This window comes from Ruegeria sp. ABV3_008, assembly GCF_056161185.1.
Genome location: NZ_JBSWYP010000003.1, coordinates 185,710 through 205,378, shown reverse-complemented (window position 1 = coordinate 205,378; position 19,669 = coordinate 185,710). Strand labels below are relative to the sequence as shown.

Below are 19,669 nucleotides of genomic sequence, written 5' to 3'. Positions count from 1 at the left end.
GCACACGGAGACAGGAATGCAAGCGCATCCGAACACGGTCGACCCATCCGAGATCGCTAAATTCGAGGCGATGGCAGCGGAATGGTGGGACCCGCATGGGAAATTCAAACCTCTGCACATGCTGAATCCGTGTCGTCTGGACTATATCACACAGCAAATCGCGGGTGAGTTTGACCGCGACCTGACCGCACCTGCACCGTTTGAGGGCCTGCGCCTTCTGGATATCGGCTGCGGCGGAGGGCTGCTGAGCGAACCCATGGCCCGCCTTGGTGCCACTGTCGTGGGGGCCGACGCCGCAGCAGGCAACCTGCCCGTCGCGCGCATCCATGCCGAGCAATCCGGGCTTGAGATCGACTATCGCCACACCACCGCCGAGGACATGGCCGCCGCGGGCGAACAATTCGACGTGGTGCTGAACATGGAAGTGGTCGAACACGTCGCCGACCCGCTGAGCTACCTGACCGCCACGCAACAATTGCTGAAACCCGGCGGGTTACAGGTGTGTTCGACCATCAACCGCAACCCGAAATCCTATGCCATGGCCATCTTCGGGGCCGAGGTCGTCATGCGCTGGCTGCCACGCGGCACCCATGAGTGGAACAAATTCATCACCCCCGATGAGCTGTTCGACCTGCTGCGCCAAGCCGGGCTGGAGCCAGTCGACCGCAAGGGGTTCGTGTTCAATCCAATCCTCTGGAGCTGGTCGATCTCGGACCGCGACTTGAGCGTGAACTATGTGACCGCGAGTGTGAAACCGGGGTAGTCTCAGCACAAATATGCGACCGATCAGCAACTGGACAATTGGATGGTTCCTTCCGCTCTATGATCGAAATCCGCTTGTAGGAAGCGTTTTGGGCTTAGCGTGCATATTTTTTGCGCTCATTGCGATTGGTGTGTTCATGCTTGCGATCAAAGAGAGCGCCGGAACTCCAATTCCGACAACCGGGCTGGTATAGGCGCATATTGTCATCATGCTGTTGAAACCAATGTCGATGGTTATATGCCTAGCGTGCGAATTCCTATGGCGGAATTTTGGCGTATATTCTCTTCTGAGAGTTAAAGGTTGCCCCATTCGCGAAAGATATGAACCTGCAGACTTGAGCAAGGTCCTCTCGCGCCCTCAAGAATCCATCACTGGTGCGGAGTAACGCTTCTTCGCCGCTACTCCCCTTCCAACTGCAACCGCAAATCGCGCAGCACCGGCAACGTGCTCCGGACACGCTCCAACCCCAGCTCTCCGACCACACGGTTGATCAGCGGGGCGATGGACGAAATCGCCTGATCGCGCGCGCGGCGGCCAGCGGGGCTGATCGCGACCATCTTGCGGCGGGCGTCGTCCCAGTCGGGGCGGATGTGGATGTAGCCGGCCCATTCCAGCTTGGCCAAAGTGTTGGTCATCGCCCCTCGGGTCACGTGGAAGGTGCTGGCGAGTTGCGCGGGCGTCCGTTCTCCTCCGGCATAGGCCAGATGGTTCAGTACCGAGAAATGCGAGATTTCCATGCCCTTGGGCAGCACCCGGCTCAGCCGGTTGCGCAATAGCTGGTCGGCGGTCAGGATCTCGCTGAAAAGCGTGACCGCAAGGGCATTGGTGTCGTCTGTCATGGTCCGGTTCTGGTTCAGGGGCCGTCAAAAGCCCGCACATGGGTCAATGAGGGCACGCGACGGCGCGCCTCGGACACAGAACTATCATTCAATTCGAAAAAGTGAATGCCCGGATCGGTCCCTGCGTCGATCAGAACCTCTCCCCAAGGGGCTACGACCATGCTGTGACCATGTGTGTGGCGGGTTTTGCCTCGCGTTTTGGGATGCGTGCCGGTTTGCGCAGGGGCCAAAACCCAGCAGCCGGTCTCAATCGCGCGGGCGCGCAGCAGCGATTCCCAATGCGCGGCCCCTGTGACAGGCGAAAACGCCGCCGGAATGGTCAAAATCCGAGCTCCGGCCTGCGCCAGAGCGGCATGCAAGTACGGAAAGCGGATGTCATAGCAAATCGTCAGGCCGACCTTGCCGAAATCCGTCTCAGCGATGACGGCCTTGTCGCCGGGGCGGTAATTGGCCGATTCGCGGAAAGTTTCGGTCTCGGTCACCTGCACATCGAACATGTGGATCTTGTCATAGTGCGCCACGATCTGCCCCTTGGGGTCGATCATGTAGCACCGGTTGGCAAAGCGGCCATCCGCATCATGTGTCTTGATCCCCAATGATCCGATCAGCAGCCAAACGCCCAGCTCGGCCGCCTGCGCCCGCAAACCCGCCAGAGTGGTGTCGTCTTCCTCATGCTGCAAAACCTCGCGCTGTCGGGTGGTGCTGTTAGACACGCAATTCGTGATTTCGGGGGTCAGGATGAACTGTGCGCCCTGCTCGGCGGCCTCAGCCATCATGGCGCGCACCATTTCCAGATTCGCAGCCGGATCGTCCGACGAGGTGATTTGCAGCAGAGCAGTCTTCATCACGCCGCCAGAAGACGGTCCAGCTTGCCCTGACGATCGAGCTCATAGAGGTCATCACAGCCGCCCACGTGATCGGGGCCGATGAATATCTGAGGCACAGTGCGTTTGCCGCCGGCACGTTTTATCATCTCGGGCTTGCGCTTGGGGTGCATCAGCACATCGATTTCCTTGAACTCGACCCCCTTTTGCTTCAACAGGCGCTTGGCCGCGTGGCAGAAGCCGCACAGAGGCGATGTGTAGATTTCAACAGGTTTCATAAATCCGTCCCTTCGGGTTTCACACGATCTTGTGCGAATTAGGCATCCTTGGCAACGCGCGCCAGCACCAACACGAAAATATGATTTGCCCCTGCGGCAAGACACGCCCGCGTACAGGCTGCCAGCGTGGCACCCGAAGTCATCACGTCATCCACCAACAGGATATCGCGCCCCTCGATACGCTCAGACCGTTTGGGATGCGGCGCAATGACTCCATCCAGTGCCTCGGTGCGTTGGGCGGCTGTTTTGCCATCCAGAACCGGTGTGCGTGCCGTTCGCACCAAAAGGTCGGGGCAGACCTGCAACCCTATCTCGCGTCCCAGATGCTGTGCCAGAAGCGCCGATTGGTTGTATCGCCGCTTCACCAGACGGGACCAGTGCAGCGGAACCGGCGCGATCAACATGTCGGGCCTCAGAACCTCTCGGCCCGCCTGCGCCATCCAGCGCGCGGCAGGTTTCGCCAGTTCAGGCCGGTCACCATGTTTCAATGCCAGGATCAGGGATTTCGCCCGCCCCTTGTAGAGCAACGCTGCGCGCCCGTCCCTCCAGGGGCGAGGCGTTTTTCGGCAATCGTCACAGTCGATCCGAAAGCCGTCCCGTTCTCCGGGGACGGGCATGCCGCAACTGTCGCAGACCGTGCCGCCGATGAACGGCGTGTCCCGCCAACATGTGGCACACAGGCCAAAGTCGGATTCGGTCAGCTCTCCGCAGCTCATGCATCGCGGGGGATAGATCAGGTGCAACGCTGTTTGAACTCGGCGCCAAATGCGATACCTGCGGGGTATGAAAATGCCTGCGTCCAATGCACCCTCTCTGTTCGACCGAGCCACCCTGCGCCACCGCCGCGCGCGGGTTAAGGATGAGGCCCTGTTCCTGCACCGCGCCGCTGTCGACGAGGTGCAGGATCGGCTGAGCATGGTTAACAGAACCTTTACGGCGCCCGCGATTGTGACCCCGTTTGCGCATATCTGGCAGGATGCCCTGCCCGGCGCGACACTCGTGGCGGATGAGGAAACGCTTGAGCTTACGCCCGGCTCACATGATCTGGTGGTTCATGCGATGGCCCTGCATTGGGCCAATGACCCGGTCGGCCAGCTGATCCAATGTCACCGCGCCTTACGCCTGGACGGGTTGCTTCTGACCATCTGTCTGGGCGGAGAAACCCTGCATCAGCTGCGCACCGCCCTGGGGCAGGCCGAGATCGAGGTGACCGGTGGCCTCAGCCCCCGAATCGCTCCGATGGGAGAGCTGCGGGATCTAGGCGCTCTGCTGCAACGCACGGGGTTGGCGCTGCCGGTGGCGGATGCGGTGCCTGTGACGGCGGAATATCGTGACCTGACCCATCTGATGCAGGACCTGCGCGCGATGGCCGAGACCAACGTGCTGACCAACCGATTGAAATCCCCGACCCGCCGCAAGGTGTTCGAACGCGCGCAGTGCATCTACGCAGAACATTTCGCAACGTCTCAAGGCCGCTTGCCCGCCACGTTCGAGCTGATTTGCCTAACCGGCTGGTCGCCCGACGATAGCCAACCCAAACCGCTGCGCCCCGGATCCGCCCGGATGCGCCTTGCCGAAGCCCTTGGTACCAACGAGGGCAAACTGTCCGATTGACGACCGGATATTTCCCCTTATCTCAGGCCAGACCTAGAAAATGCAGGAAGACCCAAATGTTTGACGCCACACGCCCCGTGCATGCACCAGCCGACCACCCCAAGGTTAAAATGGGGCGCGTGGGCATCCTGCTGGCCAATTTGGGCACGCCCGATCACTACAGCTATTGGCCAATGCGCCGCTATTTGAACGAGTTCCTCTCGGACCGCCGTGTGATCGACTACCCGGCGTGGAAATGGCAGCCGATTCTGCAGGCGATCATCCTGACCAAGCGTCCCTTCAGCTCGGGTGAGGCTTACAAGTCCATTTGGAATCACGACAAGGGCGAAAGCCCGCTGATGACGATCACTAAGGAACAGACCGCCAAGCTGCGCGGTGCGATGCAGGCTCGCTATGGCGATCAGGTGATGGTCGATTTCTGCATGCGCTACGGCAATCCGTCGACCAAATCCAAAGTCCGGAATATGGTGGCGGAAGGCTGCGACCGCATCCTGTTCTTCCCGCTCTACCCGCACTATGCCGGTGCCACGACGGCAACCGCCAATGACCAGTTCTTCCGTTGCCTGATGGAGGAACCGTGGCAACCTGCCAGCCGTACGGTACCCGCCTATTACGACGAACCCACCTATATCGAGGCGTTGGCCCAATCCGTCGAACGCGCCTATGCCAAGATGGAGACCAAGCCGGATGTGCTGGTCTGTTCCTACCACGGGATGCCTGAACGCTATCTGCAACAGGGCGATCCCTATCACTGCCAATGCGTCAAGACCTCACGATTGCTGAAAGAGCGGCTCGGCTGGTCGGACGATCAGCTGGTTTCAACTTTCCAGTCACGCTTTGGACCTGAAGAGTGGTTGAAGCCCTATACAGTCGACCACGTGGCCGATCTCGCGAAACAGGGTAAAAAGAACATAGCGGTGATTGCACCGGCGTTCTCAGCCGATTGCATCGAAACGCTGGAAGAGATCAACGAAGAGATCAAGGAAAGTTTTGAAGAGGCCGGCGGTGAACATTTCACCTATATCCCCTGCCTCAATGACGATGATTCGCATATCGCCGCTTTGGGCAAGATCATCGAAGACAATCTGAACGGCTGGCTGGACTAACCAGCCCCGACAACTGGACATGAAAAAAGGCGGTGGAAAGCTCCACCGCCTTTTCTCTGGATATTGCTCGTCGAATTAGCTTGCTGCAACAGCTGCGGCAACTACAACCAGCAGGATCAGCGGCAGGATGATGCCCTGCGACGTGCCCTGGGTTTCTTCAACAACAACAGGTGCCTCAACAACCGGCTCTTCCAGGTTACCGGCATAAGCGGTCGAAGCAGCAGCGGTCAGTGCAGCGGCGAGAACGAGTTTTTTCATATTAACCTCCAGAATCTGCACGGCTCCAGTCCGCGGAACCGCACATCTAAGACTTACCTCGTGATATTTTTCTAATCAGCAAAGCGGTTGGAATGCAATTGCAACTTGCCGATTAATCGAGTCGGTGAGCGAAAATGTCGTCAAATTAGCAACACTTGCGTGCCAACCTTCGCCATTGAGAACAGCTCGGCAATGTCTTCGTTGAACAGGCCGATGCAGCCATTCGAAGATTTCCGCCCGATCTTGCGCGTGTCATGGGTGCCGTGGATGCGGTAATACTTCCACCCCAGATACAAAGCGTGCGTTCCCAATGGGTTATCGGGGCCGGGCGGGATGTAATCGGGCCATTCGGGGTTTCGCCTCTTCATCGACGGCGTCGGAGACCAGCTCGGCCCCTCAACCTTGCGAATGACGCTGGTGCGCCCGCGACGGGTCATTTCCTCGGTCAACGGAACCGAAGAGGGGTAGAGTTTGTATACAGATTGATCATTTGACCAATAATGCAGCGCTCGTGACGTGGTATCGACCAGAATGGCCCCGTTTCTGGTGTTCGAGAAATAAGGCCGCCAGTCCTGAGCGCGGAATCCTGAGACATTACGCCGGACCGGCGCTTCGGGTTCAGGTGCAGGTCGCAGCGGGTCGCCCGGGATGTACTGCGCGATCGCAGGCGCGGCCAGCAGAGACGAGGCTCCGGCCAGAAACCCCCGGCGGGTCGAAAGAGGAATGTGCTTTTTAACCATGACAAAAGGTCCTTCGTTATGGCGAAATGGAAAATCTGGCCCATTTTATTGCCAGAATGCTTCAGTCGCAAACCAAACCGGCAGAATCATGCAGGGTATGGTCATTGTGCGTTTGCTCAAGACAGCCTAGCGCGTTATGCCCGTTAACGACACAATAATCAGGTCGATCATGACGCGTATCTTTTCTTTTCTGTTGATTTGCCTTGTCGCCTTGGCGGCATGTACCGACACGGGGACAACGGCGCTGGGTGCCGACGGTCGCCCCTTGCCCTCAGTTTACAAAATCCGTGGCAACCCCGAGAAGCTGCAGTTCCGCATGCTCGATTCGGTGAATGCACTGCGGCAAGCGCAGGGCTTGCAGTCCGTGCAACTGAACTCTCAGCTGAACGCGGCGGCCGCGACGCATTCCAAGGATATGGCCCGGCAGAATCGCCCCTGGCACTTCGGATCGGATGGCTCTTCCCCAATCGACCGGGCGGCGCGCGTTGGCTATTTCGGGACATTCCTGGGTGAGGCGATCTCGGAAACCTATGAGACGGAAACCGAGACACTGGCTGCCTGGATGCAAGAACCCGGCCCCCGTTCTGTAATCCTGGACCCCCAGGCCACCCAGATGGGTTTTGCGTGGCATCAGGAAAACGGTGGCAAGATCTGGTGGACGCTGGAAATGGGAACCGGCGGCTAACGGACGCGCCCCTTCCAATAACAAAAAAGCCCGCGATTTTCGCGGGCTTTTTTGTTATTTCACAAAGATTTAAGCGGCTTGCATGGACTGCGCTTCGGTCAAGATCGCGTATAGCTTGACCGGATCGGGGTTCGCCCGCAGCTTGGCGCAAACAGCGCTGTCACGCAGGGTACGCGACACCAGTGCCAAAGCCTTGAGGTGATCCACACCCGCCTCTTCAGGTGCAAACAGCGCAAAGGCGATATCCACCGGCTGGCGGTCAACCGCGCTAAAGTCAATCGGCTTCTCAAGCATCACAAAAACGCCCGAGACCGACTCGATCCCGCCCAGCCGCGCATGTGGCAATGCCACGCCATGACCTACACCCGTGGGGCCGAGGCTTTCGCGCTCCAGCAGGCAATCCACGACGATCTGGGTATCCAGATCCAAAGCACCGGCAGCAACGTCGCCGATTTCCTGAAACAGCCGCTTCTTGCTAGACGCGGCAGATAACACACGTACTGCTTCGGGCTTGAGAATGCTCGAAAGCTCCATGATCATGCTCCATAGCGGCCTTTGCGTGCTAAGGCCGATTTCTCTCAACTTGCCTGTTTAAGGATCAATCCAGCCGATATTGCCGTCATCGCGGCGATACACGACATTCAACCCATCCTTGTTCTCATTCCGGAACACTAACACCGGCGCTCCGGCAAGTTCCATTTGCATTACGGCCTCACCAACGCTGAGCGATGGGATCTTTGTTTCCATCTCAGCCACAATCATGGGCTGTAGCGATTCGGGTTCATCTGCCGTGTTCGATTCGTCAGAGGCGAGGATATAAGAGGACGCCCCAAAGAGTTCAACAGGCTCAGAACGATCCTTGTGATGGTCCTTCAGGCGGCGCTTGTAGCGGCGCAACTGTGTTTCCATCTTGTCACAGCATGCCTCGAACGCTGCATAGATCTCGGTTGCGTGGGCCTTGGCCTGAGCGGTCAGGCCGGTGGATAAATGTACTGTAGTTTCGCATACATATTCATGCGCCGAACGGGAAAAGACGACATTGGCGTCGGTCGGGCGCTGGGCATATTTGCCAACAACTTCGCCCAGTTCGGTCTGCACGTGGGTCTGCAGGGCCGCGCCGATGTCGATCTGTTTTCCGCTGATTTGGTAACGCATGTGATCTCCTTCACAATTCACACCCATTCTGACGTTGCGTCACGCAACATGCTTGTTTTTATCGGGTGGGGGATATCGACATTTTGATCGGTTGCTGCCGTCCCAGCCCTTCAGTGAAGGGGTATCGAGATCCAGACTGGAACCGAATAAATGCCATACCCCAATTGAGACAAGAGGCGGCGGAAGAGTCAATCAAAACAGAGGTGTATATACGCGATTTCCGCGAAGCGTCCGGCGAAGAATCGCCCAACCCTATGAAATACGGAAGTTTTCGCCCAGATAAACCCGGCGCACGTTTTCGTTCTCGACCACTTCGTCAGGTGTACCTGACATCAGAACCTGCCCGTCATGCAGGATATAGGCGCGATCCACGATCTCGAGCGTTTCTCGCACGTTGTGGTCGGTGATCAACACGCCGATACCGCGCTTCTTCAGATCAGCCACCAGATGCCGGATGTCGCCCACGCTGATCGGATCAACGCCCGCAAAGGGTTCATCAAGCAGCAGATATTTCGGATCGGCGGCCAGACAGCGCGCGATCTCGACCCGGCGGCGTTCACCCCCCGACAGGGCAAGCGCAGGTGCGCGGCGCAGGTGTTCAATCGAGAAGTCCGACAGCAGCTCCTCCAACCGCTCTTTCCTGCGATGGGCGTGCTTGACGGTGATATCCAGAACCGAGGCGATATTGTCCTCGACGCTCATGCCGCGGAAAATCGACATCTCCTGCGGCAGGTAGCCGATCCCAAGACGCGCGCGCCGATACATCGGCAGCGTCGTGACATTCTGTCCGTCTATCGTGACCTTACCAGCTTCGGGGAAAACCAGCCCCGCGACTGAGTAAAAGGTCGTCGTCTTGCCCGACCCGTTCGGACCTAGCAGCGCGACAACCTCGGACCGGTCGAGCGTCATGGACACATCCCGGATCACGGTCTTTTTCCGATAGGACTTGCGCAGTTTCTCGATGCGCAGACCTGCGCTTCCTTCTGCGACAGACAAGGTTGGGGCAGCCATCAGTTTCCGCCACCCTGCTGAAGAATGGTTTTGACGCGGCCTGTCATTGTTGCAGTGCCCGAGGTCAGGTTCGCAACCATCTGATCGCCACTGATCGTGCTGGGCCCCTGTGTCAGCAGAACGTTACCCTTCATCACGATCACGCCGGTGTCGATGGTATATTCCGCCTGATCCCCTTCGGCGGCATCCGGAGGGCTGACCAGAACGACATTCTCGGTCGCTTCCATCCGTTCGATGGAGGAGCGATCCTGGCTGTAGATCACCAGAACCCGCTCAGCCGACAGGCGCATTTCCCCCTGAATCACGATCACATTACCGAGAAACTCGGCCGATCCGTCCTCCTGATTGACGTTCAGTGAGTCCGAGGTCACCTCGACCGGCAGGCTGGGGTCGGCCTTGACCGAACCGAATGCAACCTGCGCTTCCTGTGCGATGGCTGAAACCGGGCCCATCAACAGAGCCATGCAAACAAAGAGAAATCGAAAATGGATCACAGGTTATCTTTCTGCTTTTGTTGGCTCATATACCAACTTCACGCCGTCTGTAAAAAGAATATGGACCGGTCCGTCCTTTTTTTCAGTGCCAAATTGCATACGACCGGCAGAGAATGTGCCGATGACGCCGGTGCCATCGACCTGACCGGGAGTGTCGCCACGTATTTCTTCCAGCGATGTATTCAAAAGGTCGGTCGTGACCTGAATGCCGTCCGAGGTGGTAATCACCACATCGCCAACAAAGGTCGCCGTCCCCTTGTCGGGCCGGATCAGGCCAGAGTTGGAGTCCAGCTTGATTTCACCGCCGTTCAGCATCCCGAACCGCCCGCGAAACAGCGATGCCGTCGGCTCTTCACCCTCGGACCCTTGGGTCACCCTGGTCGACTCAATCTGGACCTCTTCGCCCTTTTTGGTGGTGCCGCGGTAGTTGGGTTGCGTAATGACCTGCCCGGCCAGGCGATCTTCGATATCCTCCTGCGAGAAGGGCACTGAGACATCAGTCTCGATGCTGCGCGACAGAAGGAAAACGGTGGACAGCAAGACAATCGCCGTCAGAGGCAGCAGCACCTTGAGGAACTGAACCATGCGGGAATAGCGGTCCACAGTTTCACTCCCTAACCCAGACCGACGCGCAGGCAGTCGTGGATATGCAGCAGACCCTGCGCCTGACCATCCGCGTCGGGATCAACTACGAACAGCGATGTGATCTTGCGGTCATTCATAATGCCCACTGCCTCTTCCGCCATGGCGTTGGGCGCGATGGTCAGAGGATCGCGAGTCATGACCTCATCCGTGGTCTTGTTCAAAAGCCCGTCCATGTTGCGGCGCAAGTCGCCATCTGTGACGATGCCCAAAAGGCGATCCGCATCATCTGTCACACCCACCACGCCAAAGCTCTTCTGGCTCATCACCAGCAGCGCCTCGCTCATGGAGGTACCTGACCGCACCACGGGCAGATCAGCATGCATGAGGTCGCGGACCGTGGACAGCTGCGCGCCGAGTTTGCCGCCTGGGTGGAAGGCGCGGAAGTCCTCGGGCTTGAAATCACGGTGCTTCATCAGCGCGATCGCCAGCGCATCGCCCATGGCCAGCGTCAGCGTGGTCGAAATCGAGGGCACCATGCCGAACCCACAGGCCTCACCCATGGACGGGATCAGCAGATGCACGTCGGCCTGTTTCATCAGCGTGCTTTCCGGCTTGCTGGACAGACCGATCAGCGGAATGCCAAAGCGGCGCGTAAAGGCCAGAAGGTTGACCAGTTCCGGCGCCTCGCCGGAATTCGAGATCGCCAGAACCACATCATCCTTGGACACCATGCCCAGATCACCGTGGCTCGCCTCGGCTGGGTGGACGAAATAGGCGGGCGTGCCAGTCGAGGCCAATGTGGCCGCGATCTTGTGACCGATATGGCCCGACTTGCCGATACCGCTAATGATGATGCGACCGTTGGCCTGCAGGATCAGCTGCACCGCTTCGGCAAATTCCTCGTTCAGGCTTTCGGCCAGCACGTCTAGTGCGCGGGCCTCGTCGGTGACAACCTGACGGGCGGTTTTCAGGAATGCTTCGATATCGGTCATGAGTGCGCAAAAATATCAGTTTCGGGCCAGCCTGCGAGGTCGAGTTTCGCACGCATCGGCAGGAAGTCAAAACAGGCCTGCGCCATCTCGGTCCGGCCTTCGCGGGCCAGCCGTTTGTTTAGCTCGTCCCGCAAGCGGTGCAGGTACAACACGTCCGAAGCCGCGTATTCCAGTTGGGCCTCAGACAGGGTCTCGGTGCCCCAATCGCTCATTTGCTGCTGCTTCGAGATATCGACGCCGATCAACTCCTGACACAGGTTTTTCAGCCCGTGGCGGTCGGTATAGGTGCGCACAAGGCGGCTGGCAATCTTGGTGCAATAGACCGGTGCGGCCAATGCCCCAAAGGCGTGGTACATCGCGGCGATATCGAAACGCCCGAAATGGAACAGTTTCAGCACGTCGGGGTCTTCCAGCACGGCGCAAAGGTTCGGAGCCTCCGTCTGCCCCTTTTCAACCTGAACGATATGGCTGTTTCCGTCGCCGCCGGACATCTGGATCACGCACAAGCGATCCCGATGCGGATTCAGCCCCATGGTTTCACAGTCAATGGCCACGATCGGCCCAAGGTCCAGCCCGTCTGGCAGGTCGTTTTTATACAGGTGGTTTGCCACAGAGGTTTCCTTTGTGCGGTCTCGACCCCGAGATAGGCGGTTTATCCGGCAAACTCAACGCTGAGCCTGTAGCCGGGCATTCTGTCGCTGGATGGGCTTGATATTATCCCCATGGGGGGGATATGGATATATCATGACCAATCACACGCATGAATCGCACCCGCAAATCACCGCCCGCCTGAAGAGGGCGCATGGGCATCTGGCGAAAGTCATTGCCATGCTTGAAGATCACGCGCCCTGCTCCGACGTTGCTCAGCAGCTGTTTGCGGTCGAGAAAGCAATCACCAATGCCAAGCGGGTTCTGATCCACGACCATATCGACCATTGCCTGACATCCGAGGACGGATCGGCCATCGAGGATTTCAAAACCATCACAAAGTACCTCTGACCAATGCTCAGTGTCCTGCAAAATCGCACCTATCGCCACCTTTTGGCAGCTCAGGTCGTTGCATTGACGGGGACCGGGCTGGCGACGATCGCATTGGGCCTTCTGGCCTATGATCTCGCAGGCGAGGCTGCGGGGATGGTTTTGGGCACGGCACTGACCATCAAGATGGTGGCCTATGTGGGCATCGCCCCACTGGCGGCGGCGTTTGCAGAACAGCTCGACCGGCGCAGGATGCTGGTGGTGCTGGATCTGATCCGGGCCGCGGTCGCACTGTGCCTGCCTTTCGTATCCGAGGTCTGGCAGGTCTATGTGCTGATCTTCGTCCTGCAATCGGCCTCAGCCGGTTTCACCCCCGCGTTTCAGGCCACGATTCCCGACGTCCTGACGGATGAGCAGGACTACACGCGCGCGCTGTCCTTGTCGCGCCTTGCCTATGATCTGGAAAGCCTGCTCAGCCCGATGCTGGCGGCTGCGTTACTGGTCTTTGTCAGCTTTGACACGCTGTTTTGGGGGACCGGAGCTGGGTTTATTGCCTCCGCCCTGCTGGTGGTCTCCGTTGTTTTACCTTCGCCCAAACCCGCGGAGCGACGCGGAATATACGACCGGACAACGCGCGGCATCCGCATCTATCTATCGACAACACGATTGCGCGGCCTTCTGGCACTCAGCTGGTCTGCAGCCGCGCTCAGCTCCATGGTGATCGTTAATACGGTGGTCCTTGTGCGCGCGGACCTCGGCCTGTCCGAAAGCGCGGTGGCGATTGCTCTGGCTGGGTTCGGAGGCGGCTCGATGATCGCGGCCTTCGTACTTCCCTCTCTGCTGGATCGGTTCAAGGACCGCCGGGTCATGCTGACCGGGGCGACACTTGGCGTGCTGGCCATGGCCGGAGCTGCAATAACATCCGGAGCACTCTCCTTACCGCTGCTCACGGCCTTCTGGGCCTGCGTGGGCTTCGGCTATTCGATGACCCTGACCCCCTCGGGCCGCCTTTTGACCCGTTCGGCCCGGCCCGAGGACCGACCCGCCGTATTTGCCGCCCAGTTTACCCTGTCCCATGCCTGCTGGTTGGTCCTCTATCCGCTATCGGGATGGCTGATGACCCGTTTCGGCGCAACCGTGGTAATGACCACCACAACCTGCGTTTCTGCCTTAGGCATCGTTGCTGCACTGATCATCTGGCCGCGATCCGACAAAGCCGCCTCGGCGCAGAAGCCTTGAGCCTCCGGGCGCTTCTGCTCTAAACCAAAGCGACCCTGCCGGAGGCCCCATGGATCAGCTCGACCGCCGCATCATCACCGCGCTGCAGCACAATGCCCGTGAATCGACCACGAATATCGCGGCCAAGTTGGGCGTGGCCCGCACCACCGTGCATGAGCGGATCAAACGTATGGAAGAGCGTGGCGTGATTGCGGGCTATTCTGTTCAATTGCACGCCACCGACGATACCCCGCGCGTGCAGGTGATCGTGATGCTTGAGGTCCAGCAAAAGCAAACCACCCGCATCATCAAACGGCTTGAAGCCTACCCCGAGGTCAAACGCTGCCTGTCGATCAATGGCGAGTTTGACCTGCTACTGTCTGCCGAGGCCCCCCGGATCGAGGATCTGGATATTCTGGTCGATGAACTGGCCAAAATCCCCGGTGTTCTGCGCACCAATACCAGCGTCGTGTTTGGGCGTCGGATCGACCGAAAATGATGGGGCGATAACCCTCTGTAAACCGATGACTGGCTAGCTTGGCCCGGAATGACCCGAATCCCGGACCGGCAGAATGCCCCATTGTTTCGTCTCGATTATCGTTGTGCTGACGCTTGCGCTGGTTGCGCAGGCCGGGCGGGCCATGCCGGATGCCCGAGCGGGTGATATCTGCGATCAGGCCGCACGCCGCGCGTCACTGTCCGAAGGCGTACCACTGGACGTCCTGCGCGCCATATCGCGGGTCGAAACGGGGCGCACCCAAGACAGACGGCTACAACCCTGGCCCTGGACCATCAATGTCGAAGGGCAGGGCTATTGGTTCACCTCCGAGGTTGAGGCAAAAACCTATGTTTTCCGGATTTTCAAAGCCGGCAAGCGCAGCTTTGACATCGGGTGTTTTCAAATCAACTACCGCTGGCACGGCAAGGCCTTCCGCTCGATCGACGCGATGTTCGACCCGCAGGAGAACGCCACCTACGCCGCAAAGTTTCTCAAAGACCTCTATGCCGAGCTTGGATCCTGGCCCGCCGCCGCCGGGGCCTATCATTCGCGCACGCCGTCTTTGGCCGAGGCCTATCGCGGTCGGTTCCGGACCGTTCTGGCCCAGCTGGACGGGTCCGTTCCAACCCAAACTCATTTGGCATCGCGAGACCCTTTCACAGGGGCAGCCGCCCCGTTGATCCCGGTACAACCAGTTGAATCCAATGGTGGGTCTCTGGGGTCTCTGGTTCCGGCGGCGGGTGCTGCCACCGCCTTCATCGCATTCAACTAGGAGGTCCGCGTGCCCACCATAAACGCCCGATCCCTGTTCTCGCCCACCGTCCTGTTGGCACTGGCGCTGATGACCGTCATCGTGATGATGATCCTGCCAATGCCCGCCTGGGTGCTGGATGTGGGTCTGGCCGCCTCCTTCGCGCTGGCCATTCTGATTTTCACCCTGACCCTGTTCATCGAGCGCCCACTGGATTTCTCATCCTTCCCGACGATCCTTCTGGCCTCGCTGATGCTGAGGCTGTCGCTGAACGTCTCATCGACCAAACTGATCATCGGTCAGGGCCATACCGGGCCAAATGCGGCGGGCAACGTGATCGAAGGCTTCGCCAACTTCGTGATGGGCGGCAGTATCTTTTTGGGCCTCGTGGTGTTCTGCGTCCTGCTGATCGTGAATTTCATGGTGATCACCAAAGGCGCTGCGCGGATGGCCGAGGTCGGCGCGCGCTTTGCTCTGGACGGGATGCCGGGCAAACAGCTGGCCATCGACAGCGACATGTCTGCCGGAGCCATCGATCACCAGCAAGCCAAAGAGCGGCGCGAACGCGAACAGCAGGAAACAACCTTCTTTGGCTCGCTCGACGGTGCGTCGAAATTCGTCAAAGGTGATGCGGTCGCCGGGCTGCTGATCACGCTGCTGAACCTTGTGATGGGACTGGTCATGGGTGTGATCGTGCATGGCATGCCGGTCACATCCGCCTTTGAAACCTACGCCATTCTGACCGTGGGCGATGGTCTGGTTTCGCAAATCCCGGCGGTGATCATCTCCATCGCTTCGGCGCTATTGCTGGCGCGCGGCGGCACGCAGGGCGCGACCGACAATGCCATCTTCTCGCAACTGGGCAAGCACCCGGCCGCGCTGGGCACGGTGGCTGTGTTGATGGTTCTTTTCGCGCTCGTCCCCGGCCTGCCCTTCCTTCCCTTCATTCTAGGCGCGGGCGTGTTGGGATACGCGGCCTACAGGGTCCATCAAAAGCAGAAGGCCAAGGTGCTTCAGGCACAAACTCCAGCCCCCGAATCGGAGACCCCTGTTACGCAAGCAATCGGAGATATCCTGGATCTGGACGACGTACATCTGGAATTTGCACCCGATCTGGTCAGCATGGTGTTGAACCCCGGAACCGGGCTGGACGCGCGTATTGCGAATATGCGGACCTATGTAGCCTCGACCTTTGGCCTCATCCTGCCCGAGATTCGCCTGACCGACCGCGCCGATCTGCCCACCGGCACCTATGTCATCAAGGTTCAGGGCGTCGAACAGGCGCGCGGCGTACTGAACCCCGATCTGGTGTTGGCGCTGGTGCAGGACGGGCATGAATTTCTACCCGACGGCAATGACGTGACCGAGCCTGTTTACGGTGCCCCCGCTCGCTGGATTCCACCTAAAGATCAAGAGGATGCCGCCCTGAACGGCGCCACCATCGTTTCACCGCCCGAGATTCTGGCAACCCATTTGCTGGAGATCATAAAACAGAACTTCTCGCGCCTACTGACATTGAAATCCCTGCGTCGTCTGTTGTCGGAAACGACTCGCCTCAGCGATCCCGTCCGGGCTGAAGCAAACCGCAAGCTGCTGGATGAGTTGATCCCCGACAAGGTGCCGATCGACACGCTGCACGCAGTTCTAAGGCTGCTGTTGGATGAGCGTGTTTCGATCCGCAACATGGCCCTGATCCTTGAAAGCGTGGCCGAAGCGCGGCTGACCACGACCCAGCCTGAAGGCATTTGCGAGTTGGTCCGCCAACGGCTGGGCTTTCAGCTGGTGGCCGAGATGAAGCGCGAGGATGGCTCGATCCCGCTGATCCAGCTGGCTTCGGAATGGGAGGATACGTTTGCCAGCTACCAGATCGACGGCCCCGCCACCGGGCTGGACGTGGCGTTGCCCCCCAACCTGTTCAACAAGCTGGCCGATGGTGTGGTGGACAGCGTCGCAAAATCCGCGGATCACGGGTTGTTTCCAGCCGTCGTGACCTCGACCCGCCGACGTCGCCTGTTGCGCTCGATCATGCAGGCGCGCGGGGTGTCCAATCCGGTTCTCTCCTTCGAAGAGATCGGGCTCGAGGCACGCCCTGCCCTGGTCGGAACCGTACCCGCATGATCGCCCTGCCGCCCGAGCTGTTGGGGCAACTCGGCACGGGGCTGTGGCATTTTTTTGCCGTTTTTTTGAGGGTGTCCGCGTTGGTCACCCTCTTGCCCGCTTTTGGCGAACGCAGCATCCCGGTCCGGGTCAAGCTTGCGGTCGCTGTGGCCTTTACCTTGATCGTGCTGCCAGCAGTGCCCTCTCAGCAATCCAATCCGGGCCTGCTGCCGATGGCGCGTCTGGTCGGTACCGAGGTTCTGATCGGCATGGTTCTGGGCATGGGGCTGCGCCTATTTGTGCTGGCCCTGCAGACCGCCGGGTCCATTGCGGCGCAATCGACCTCGCTGTCTCAGCTTCTGGGGGGCGCGGCCGCCGACCCGGCCCCGGCCTTGGGGATGCTTCTGACCTTGGCAGGACTGGCCCTTGCGGCGCTGATGGGGCTGCACATCCGAGTCGCCGAATTCCTGATCCACAGCTACGCGTTGTTTCCAATGGGCCAGACCCTCTCGGCCCCTGACCTATCACAATGGGGCGTCAGACAGATCGCTCACAGCTTTGGTCTGGCCTTTGCGCTGGCCACGCCTTTCGTGATCGCCTCCTTGATCTACAATCTTGCTCTCGGGGTCATCAACAGGGCGATGCCGCAGCTGATGGTTGCCTTCGTTGGCGCCCCCGCAATCACCTTTGCCGGGCTGTTCCTGCTGTTTGCCGGAGCCCCCCTGATCCTATCCGTCTGGGCGGATGCGTTGTTCTCATTCACACTGAATCCGCTGGAATCCGGTCGATGAGCTCCGATGACGACAGCGACAAGTCCTTTGACCCGACGCCACAGAAGCTGCAGAAAGCGCGCGAAAAAGGTGAGGTTGCGAAGTCCAACGATCTGTCCGTCGTTGCCGCCTATACCGGTTTGCTGATCGCGCTACTGACGGTCGGAAAGTTTACAGTCGATCAGATGGGCACATTGTTTGTGGTTCTGATCGACCAGTCGGATGACATCGCGCAGCTTGTTACTTCGGGGCCTGCATCAGCACCGGTCGCCGGAATGCTGAAGGGCGCACTTTTGCCGGTGGCTCTTCTGTTTGCACTTCCCACGGCGGCGGTTCTGCTGAGCCTCATCGCCCAGCGTGCGTTGATTTTTGCACCCACCAAGTTGCAACCCAAACTCTCGCGGATCTCACTCCTATCCAACGCCAAAAACAAGTTCGGGCGGGGCGGGCTGTTCGAATTCGCCAAGAGCTTTGCCAAACTGCTGATCTACGGCACCTGTCCTACCCTGTTTCTCAAGGCCAACCTGGCCGAGATCGTTTCCGCCAGCGCAGCCCCGGCCCATAGCTCGATCTTGCTGATGATGAACCTGGTGTTTCGCTTTCTGTCTATCGTGATCGCCATCGCACTTGCGATCGGGGTCGTCGACTACGTTTGGCAATATGCCGAACACATGCGCAAGAACCGGATGTCGCGCAAGGAGATCCAGGATGAGACGAAGGACGCCGAGGGCGACCCGCATGTTAAACAACAGCGCCGCGCCCGGGCGCAGGAGATCGCGACCAATCCGATGATGGCCGATGTACCGAAAGCCGACGTCGTAATCGTGAACCCGACCCACTATGCGGTCGCTTTGAAATGGTCACGGGCGGCTGGGGCGGCCCCTGTCTGTGTGGCCAAGGGGGTCGATGAGGTGGCCGCAGCAATCCGGACGGCTGCGGACGAGGCCGGCGTTCCTATCCACTCGGACCCGCCAACAGCACGCGCGATTCACGCGACCGTCGAGATCGGGCAGGAGATCGCCGAAGAACACTACCGCCCGGTCGCCGCTGCGATCCGGTTTGCCGAAGCCATGCGAAAGCGCGCGAAAGGACAGATTGGATGAAACCTCATGAACTGCCCGCCCTGAAATCAGTGACAGAAGCTGTCTATCAAAGCGAATATCAAAAGCTGCGCCCCGTGTTGGAGGCCGAAGCGCGTGTGCAGGCTCAGTTGGCGCGTCTTGACGCACAGGTCGTGCAAACCCGTCAGGACAGTGCGGTGACAGATGGGTATCAGATCACCGGAACCGATGTTTTGTGGAATGGGTGGGAGGCCGCGACACGGCGGCAATTGAACATGGAATTGGCGCGATGCCGGGCACAGAAACTTGCTGCCATGCAGCAACTGCGTCAGGCCTTTGGGCGCAAACAAGCCGTTGAACGCCTGAATGACACCCTCAAGGCCGAACAGAAACGCGCGCGGTCACGGCCCAAACCGTAACGGCCTCAGGTATCCTGGCGACTGACACTCATGATCAGGACCTTGGAGACATCGTCACCCAGATCCTGCTTCGCCACCTCAAGCAGAGATTTTCGCAAGGTGCCGAGGTTGTCGGAATGCGTGAAAGCTCCGTCAAACCCTCCGGTATTGGCGTGATCGAACAACACTTGCAGAAAACCGTTGCGCAGCTTTGGCTCGATCGCGTAGAAGGTTTCGGTGATGGCCGAGTTTGCCTCGAGGCTCAAGGACATGGTGACGAGGGCTGAGATCTCCTCATCCTCCACAATCGGCACGACAAATTGCTTGGTGAGTTTCAGGTATTCGAAGCCTCCGCCCTCACCCTTTTTCCCTTTGTCCTTTTCCTTGGACTTGGCGGGTTTTTCCTTTGTTTCTTTATCGGCCTTTTCCACCTTTTCGGTCTTCTCAGACTCGACCTTCGCCGCGCCGCCGCCAAGGAATTTCCCAGCGCCAATGCCGGCGCCCGTGCCAGCGATCAGAAAGATCACAGGAAGCAGTTTCTTGATCATGAGAA

Annotated in this window: 26 protein-coding genes; 12 read left to right on the top strand and 14 right to left on the bottom strand. The window is 59.1% G+C overall.

All coding sequences use genetic code 11. The annotated features are described in order from the left end of the window. Window positions 1-16: 16 nt before the first annotated feature. Window positions 17-763, top strand: a complete 747-nt coding sequence (gene ubiG / locus ACXAH8_RS07620; protein WP_475217299.1) for a bifunctional 2-polyprenyl-6-hydroxyphenol methylase/3-demethylubiquinol 3-O-methyltransferase UbiG — start codon at window positions 17-19, stop codon at window positions 761-763. Between the two features lie 398 nt (window positions 764-1,161). On the opposite strand, the gene ACXAH8_RS07615 is transcribed toward ubiG, so the two are convergent. From ACXAH8_RS07615 to ACXAH8_RS07600, 4 genes are read right to left on the bottom strand one after another with little or no spacing between them, the layout of a single operon-like run. Then, a complete protein-coding gene (locus tag ACXAH8_RS07615) occupies window positions 1,162-1,602 on the bottom strand; it encodes a MarR family winged helix-turn-helix transcriptional regulator (RefSeq protein WP_170379967.1) in 441 nt (146 codons plus the stop codon). A 14-nt stretch (window positions 1,603-1,616) separates the two neighbouring features. Continuing rightward, on the bottom strand, window positions 1,617-2,447 hold the full coding sequence (locus tag ACXAH8_RS07610) for a carbon-nitrogen hydrolase family protein (RefSeq protein WP_475217296.1): 831 nt from the start codon (window positions 2,445-2,447) through the stop codon (window positions 1,617-1,619). After that, a complete protein-coding gene (gene grxC / locus ACXAH8_RS07605) occupies window positions 2,447-2,704 on the bottom strand; it encodes a glutaredoxin 3 (RefSeq protein WP_170379965.1) in 258 nt (85 codons plus the stop codon). Before grxC ends, ACXAH8_RS07610 begins: the two co-directional genes overlap by 1 nt. Window positions 2,705-2,742: 38 nt before the next feature. After that, entirely contained in the window at window positions 2,743-3,507 is a 765-nt protein-coding gene (locus ACXAH8_RS07600; protein WP_475217294.1) for a double zinc ribbon domain-containing protein, read from the bottom strand. Here ACXAH8_RS07600 and ACXAH8_RS07595 point away from each other — a divergent pair. Beyond that, window positions 3,488-4,318: a class I SAM-dependent methyltransferase gene (locus ACXAH8_RS07595; RefSeq protein ID WP_475217292.1), complete on the top strand. Its 831-nt coding sequence runs from the start codon at window positions 3,488-3,490 to the stop codon at window positions 4,316-4,318. The two genes, ACXAH8_RS07600 and ACXAH8_RS07595, sit on opposite strands and share 20 nt — an antisense overlap. A 56-nt stretch (window positions 4,319-4,374) precedes the next feature. Next, window positions 4,375-5,424 carry a ferrochelatase gene (gene hemH / locus ACXAH8_RS07590; RefSeq protein WP_475217291.1) on the top strand — a complete coding sequence of 350 codons (1,050 nt, stop codon included), beginning with the start codon at window positions 4,375-4,377 and terminating at the stop codon, window positions 5,422-5,424. Between the two features lie 75 nt (window positions 5,425-5,499). Here the strand turns inward: hemH and ACXAH8_RS07585 are convergent, their stop codons facing one another. Next, complete coding sequence (locus ACXAH8_RS07585; protein ID WP_170379961.1) at window positions 5,500-5,682, bottom strand: hypothetical protein; 183 nt, start codon at window positions 5,680-5,682, stop codon at window positions 5,500-5,502. 140 nt (window positions 5,683-5,822) lie between these two features. Further along, on the bottom strand, window positions 5,823-6,422 hold the full coding sequence (locus ACXAH8_RS07580) for a L,D-transpeptidase (RefSeq protein ID WP_170470964.1): 600 nt from the start codon (window positions 6,420-6,422) through the stop codon (window positions 5,823-5,825). Window positions 6,423-6,591: 169 nt separating this feature from the next. On the opposite strand from ACXAH8_RS07580, the gene dalA reads away from it, so the two are divergent. After that, window positions 6,592-7,107, top strand: coding sequence for a divisome-associated lipoprotein DalA (dalA, locus tag ACXAH8_RS07575; protein ID WP_209252808.1), 516 nt, complete (start codon window positions 6,592-6,594; stop codon window positions 7,105-7,107). Window positions 7,108-7,176: 69 nt separating this feature from the next. On the opposite strand, the gene ACXAH8_RS07570 is transcribed toward dalA, so the two are convergent. The 7 genes from ACXAH8_RS07570 to ACXAH8_RS07540 all read right to left on the bottom strand — a co-directional run bounded on the left by ACXAH8_RS07570 (window position 7,177) and on the right by ACXAH8_RS07540 (window position 11,955). After that, a complete protein-coding gene (locus ACXAH8_RS07570; RefSeq protein ID WP_475217289.1) occupies window positions 7,177-7,641 on the bottom strand; it encodes a PTS sugar transporter subunit IIA in 465 nt (154 codons plus the stop codon). 57 nt (window positions 7,642-7,698) lie between these two features. Beyond that, complete coding sequence (gene hpf / locus ACXAH8_RS07565) at window positions 7,699-8,262, bottom strand: ribosome hibernation-promoting factor, HPF/YfiA family (protein ID WP_170379957.1); 564 nt, start codon at window positions 8,260-8,262, stop codon at window positions 7,699-7,701. Window positions 8,263-8,514: 252 nt separating this feature from the next. Further along, the gene (gene lptB, locus ACXAH8_RS07560; RefSeq protein ID WP_170379956.1) at window positions 8,515-9,273 is read right to left on the bottom strand and encodes an LPS export ABC transporter ATP-binding protein; all 759 of its coding nucleotides are present in this window, start codon (window positions 9,271-9,273) and stop codon (window positions 8,515-8,517) included. Further along, window positions 9,273-9,767, bottom strand: a complete 495-nt coding sequence (locus tag ACXAH8_RS07555; protein WP_425084173.1) for an LptA/OstA family protein — start codon at window positions 9,765-9,767, stop codon at window positions 9,273-9,275. Before ACXAH8_RS07555 ends, lptB begins: the two co-directional genes overlap by 1 nt. A gap of 3 nt (window positions 9,768-9,770) precedes the next feature. Then, window positions 9,771-10,370: an LPS export ABC transporter periplasmic protein LptC gene (locus ACXAH8_RS07550; RefSeq protein WP_425084172.1), complete on the bottom strand. Its 600-nt coding sequence runs from the start codon at window positions 10,368-10,370 to the stop codon at window positions 9,771-9,773. 11 nt (window positions 10,371-10,381) lie between these two features. Beyond that, entirely contained in the window at window positions 10,382-11,344 is a 963-nt protein-coding gene (locus ACXAH8_RS07545) for a KpsF/GutQ family sugar-phosphate isomerase (protein ID WP_475217287.1), read from the bottom strand. Then, a complete protein-coding gene (locus ACXAH8_RS07540; RefSeq protein ID WP_475217286.1) occupies window positions 11,341-11,955 on the bottom strand; it encodes a ribonuclease D in 615 nt (204 codons plus the stop codon). Before ACXAH8_RS07540 ends, ACXAH8_RS07545 begins: the two co-directional genes overlap by 4 nt. A gap of 133 nt (window positions 11,956-12,088) precedes the next feature. On the opposite strand from ACXAH8_RS07540, the gene ACXAH8_RS07535 reads away from it, so the two are divergent. The 8 genes from ACXAH8_RS07535 (at window position 12,089) to ACXAH8_RS07500 (ending at window position 19,137) form a co-directional block, all read left to right on the top strand. Beyond that, the gene (locus ACXAH8_RS07535; protein WP_170379951.1) at window positions 12,089-12,343 is read left to right on the top strand and encodes a metal-sensing transcriptional repressor; all 255 of its coding nucleotides are present in this window, start codon (window positions 12,089-12,091) and stop codon (window positions 12,341-12,343) included. A 3-nt stretch (window positions 12,344-12,346) separates the two neighbouring features. Then, window positions 12,347-13,561 (top strand): MFS transporter, encoded by a 1,215-nt coding sequence (locus ACXAH8_RS07530; protein WP_475217285.1) that lies wholly within the window; start codon window positions 12,347-12,349, stop codon window positions 13,559-13,561. Between the two features lie 49 nt (window positions 13,562-13,610). Beyond that, window positions 13,611-14,039, top strand: a complete 429-nt coding sequence (locus ACXAH8_RS07525; protein WP_170764933.1) for an Lrp/AsnC family transcriptional regulator — start codon at window positions 13,611-13,613, stop codon at window positions 14,037-14,039. 73 nt (window positions 14,040-14,112) lie between these two features. Continuing rightward, entirely contained in the window at window positions 14,113-14,811 is a 699-nt protein-coding gene (locus tag ACXAH8_RS07520; protein ID WP_475217283.1) for a lytic transglycosylase domain-containing protein, read from the top strand. Window positions 14,812-14,880: 69 nt separating this feature from the next. Continuing rightward, a complete protein-coding gene (gene flhA, locus ACXAH8_RS07515; RefSeq protein WP_475217561.1) occupies window positions 14,881-16,908 on the top strand; it encodes a flagellar biosynthesis protein FlhA in 2,028 nt (675 codons plus the stop codon). Further along, a complete protein-coding gene (locus ACXAH8_RS07510; RefSeq protein ID WP_475217281.1) occupies window positions 16,905-17,678 on the top strand; it encodes a flagellar biosynthetic protein FliR in 774 nt (257 codons plus the stop codon). The genes flhA and ACXAH8_RS07510 overlap by 4 nt, the downstream gene beginning before the upstream one ends. Then, window positions 17,675-18,760, top strand: coding sequence for a flagellar type III secretion system protein FlhB (gene flhB, locus ACXAH8_RS07505; RefSeq protein WP_475217279.1), 1,086 nt, complete (start codon window positions 17,675-17,677; stop codon window positions 18,758-18,760). The genes ACXAH8_RS07510 and flhB overlap by 4 nt, the downstream gene beginning before the upstream one ends. After that, window positions 18,757-19,137, top strand: a complete 381-nt coding sequence (locus tag ACXAH8_RS07500) for a hypothetical protein (protein ID WP_475217278.1) — start codon at window positions 18,757-18,759, stop codon at window positions 19,135-19,137. The genes flhB and ACXAH8_RS07500 overlap by 4 nt, the downstream gene beginning before the upstream one ends. Window positions 19,138-19,142: 5 nt before the next feature. Here ACXAH8_RS07500 and ACXAH8_RS07495 read toward each other — a convergent pair whose 3' ends face one another. Continuing rightward, entirely contained in the window at window positions 19,143-19,664 is a 522-nt protein-coding gene (locus tag ACXAH8_RS07495; protein WP_475217277.1) for a flagellar basal body-associated protein FliL, read from the bottom strand. Window positions 19,665-19,669 lie beyond the last annotated feature (5 nt).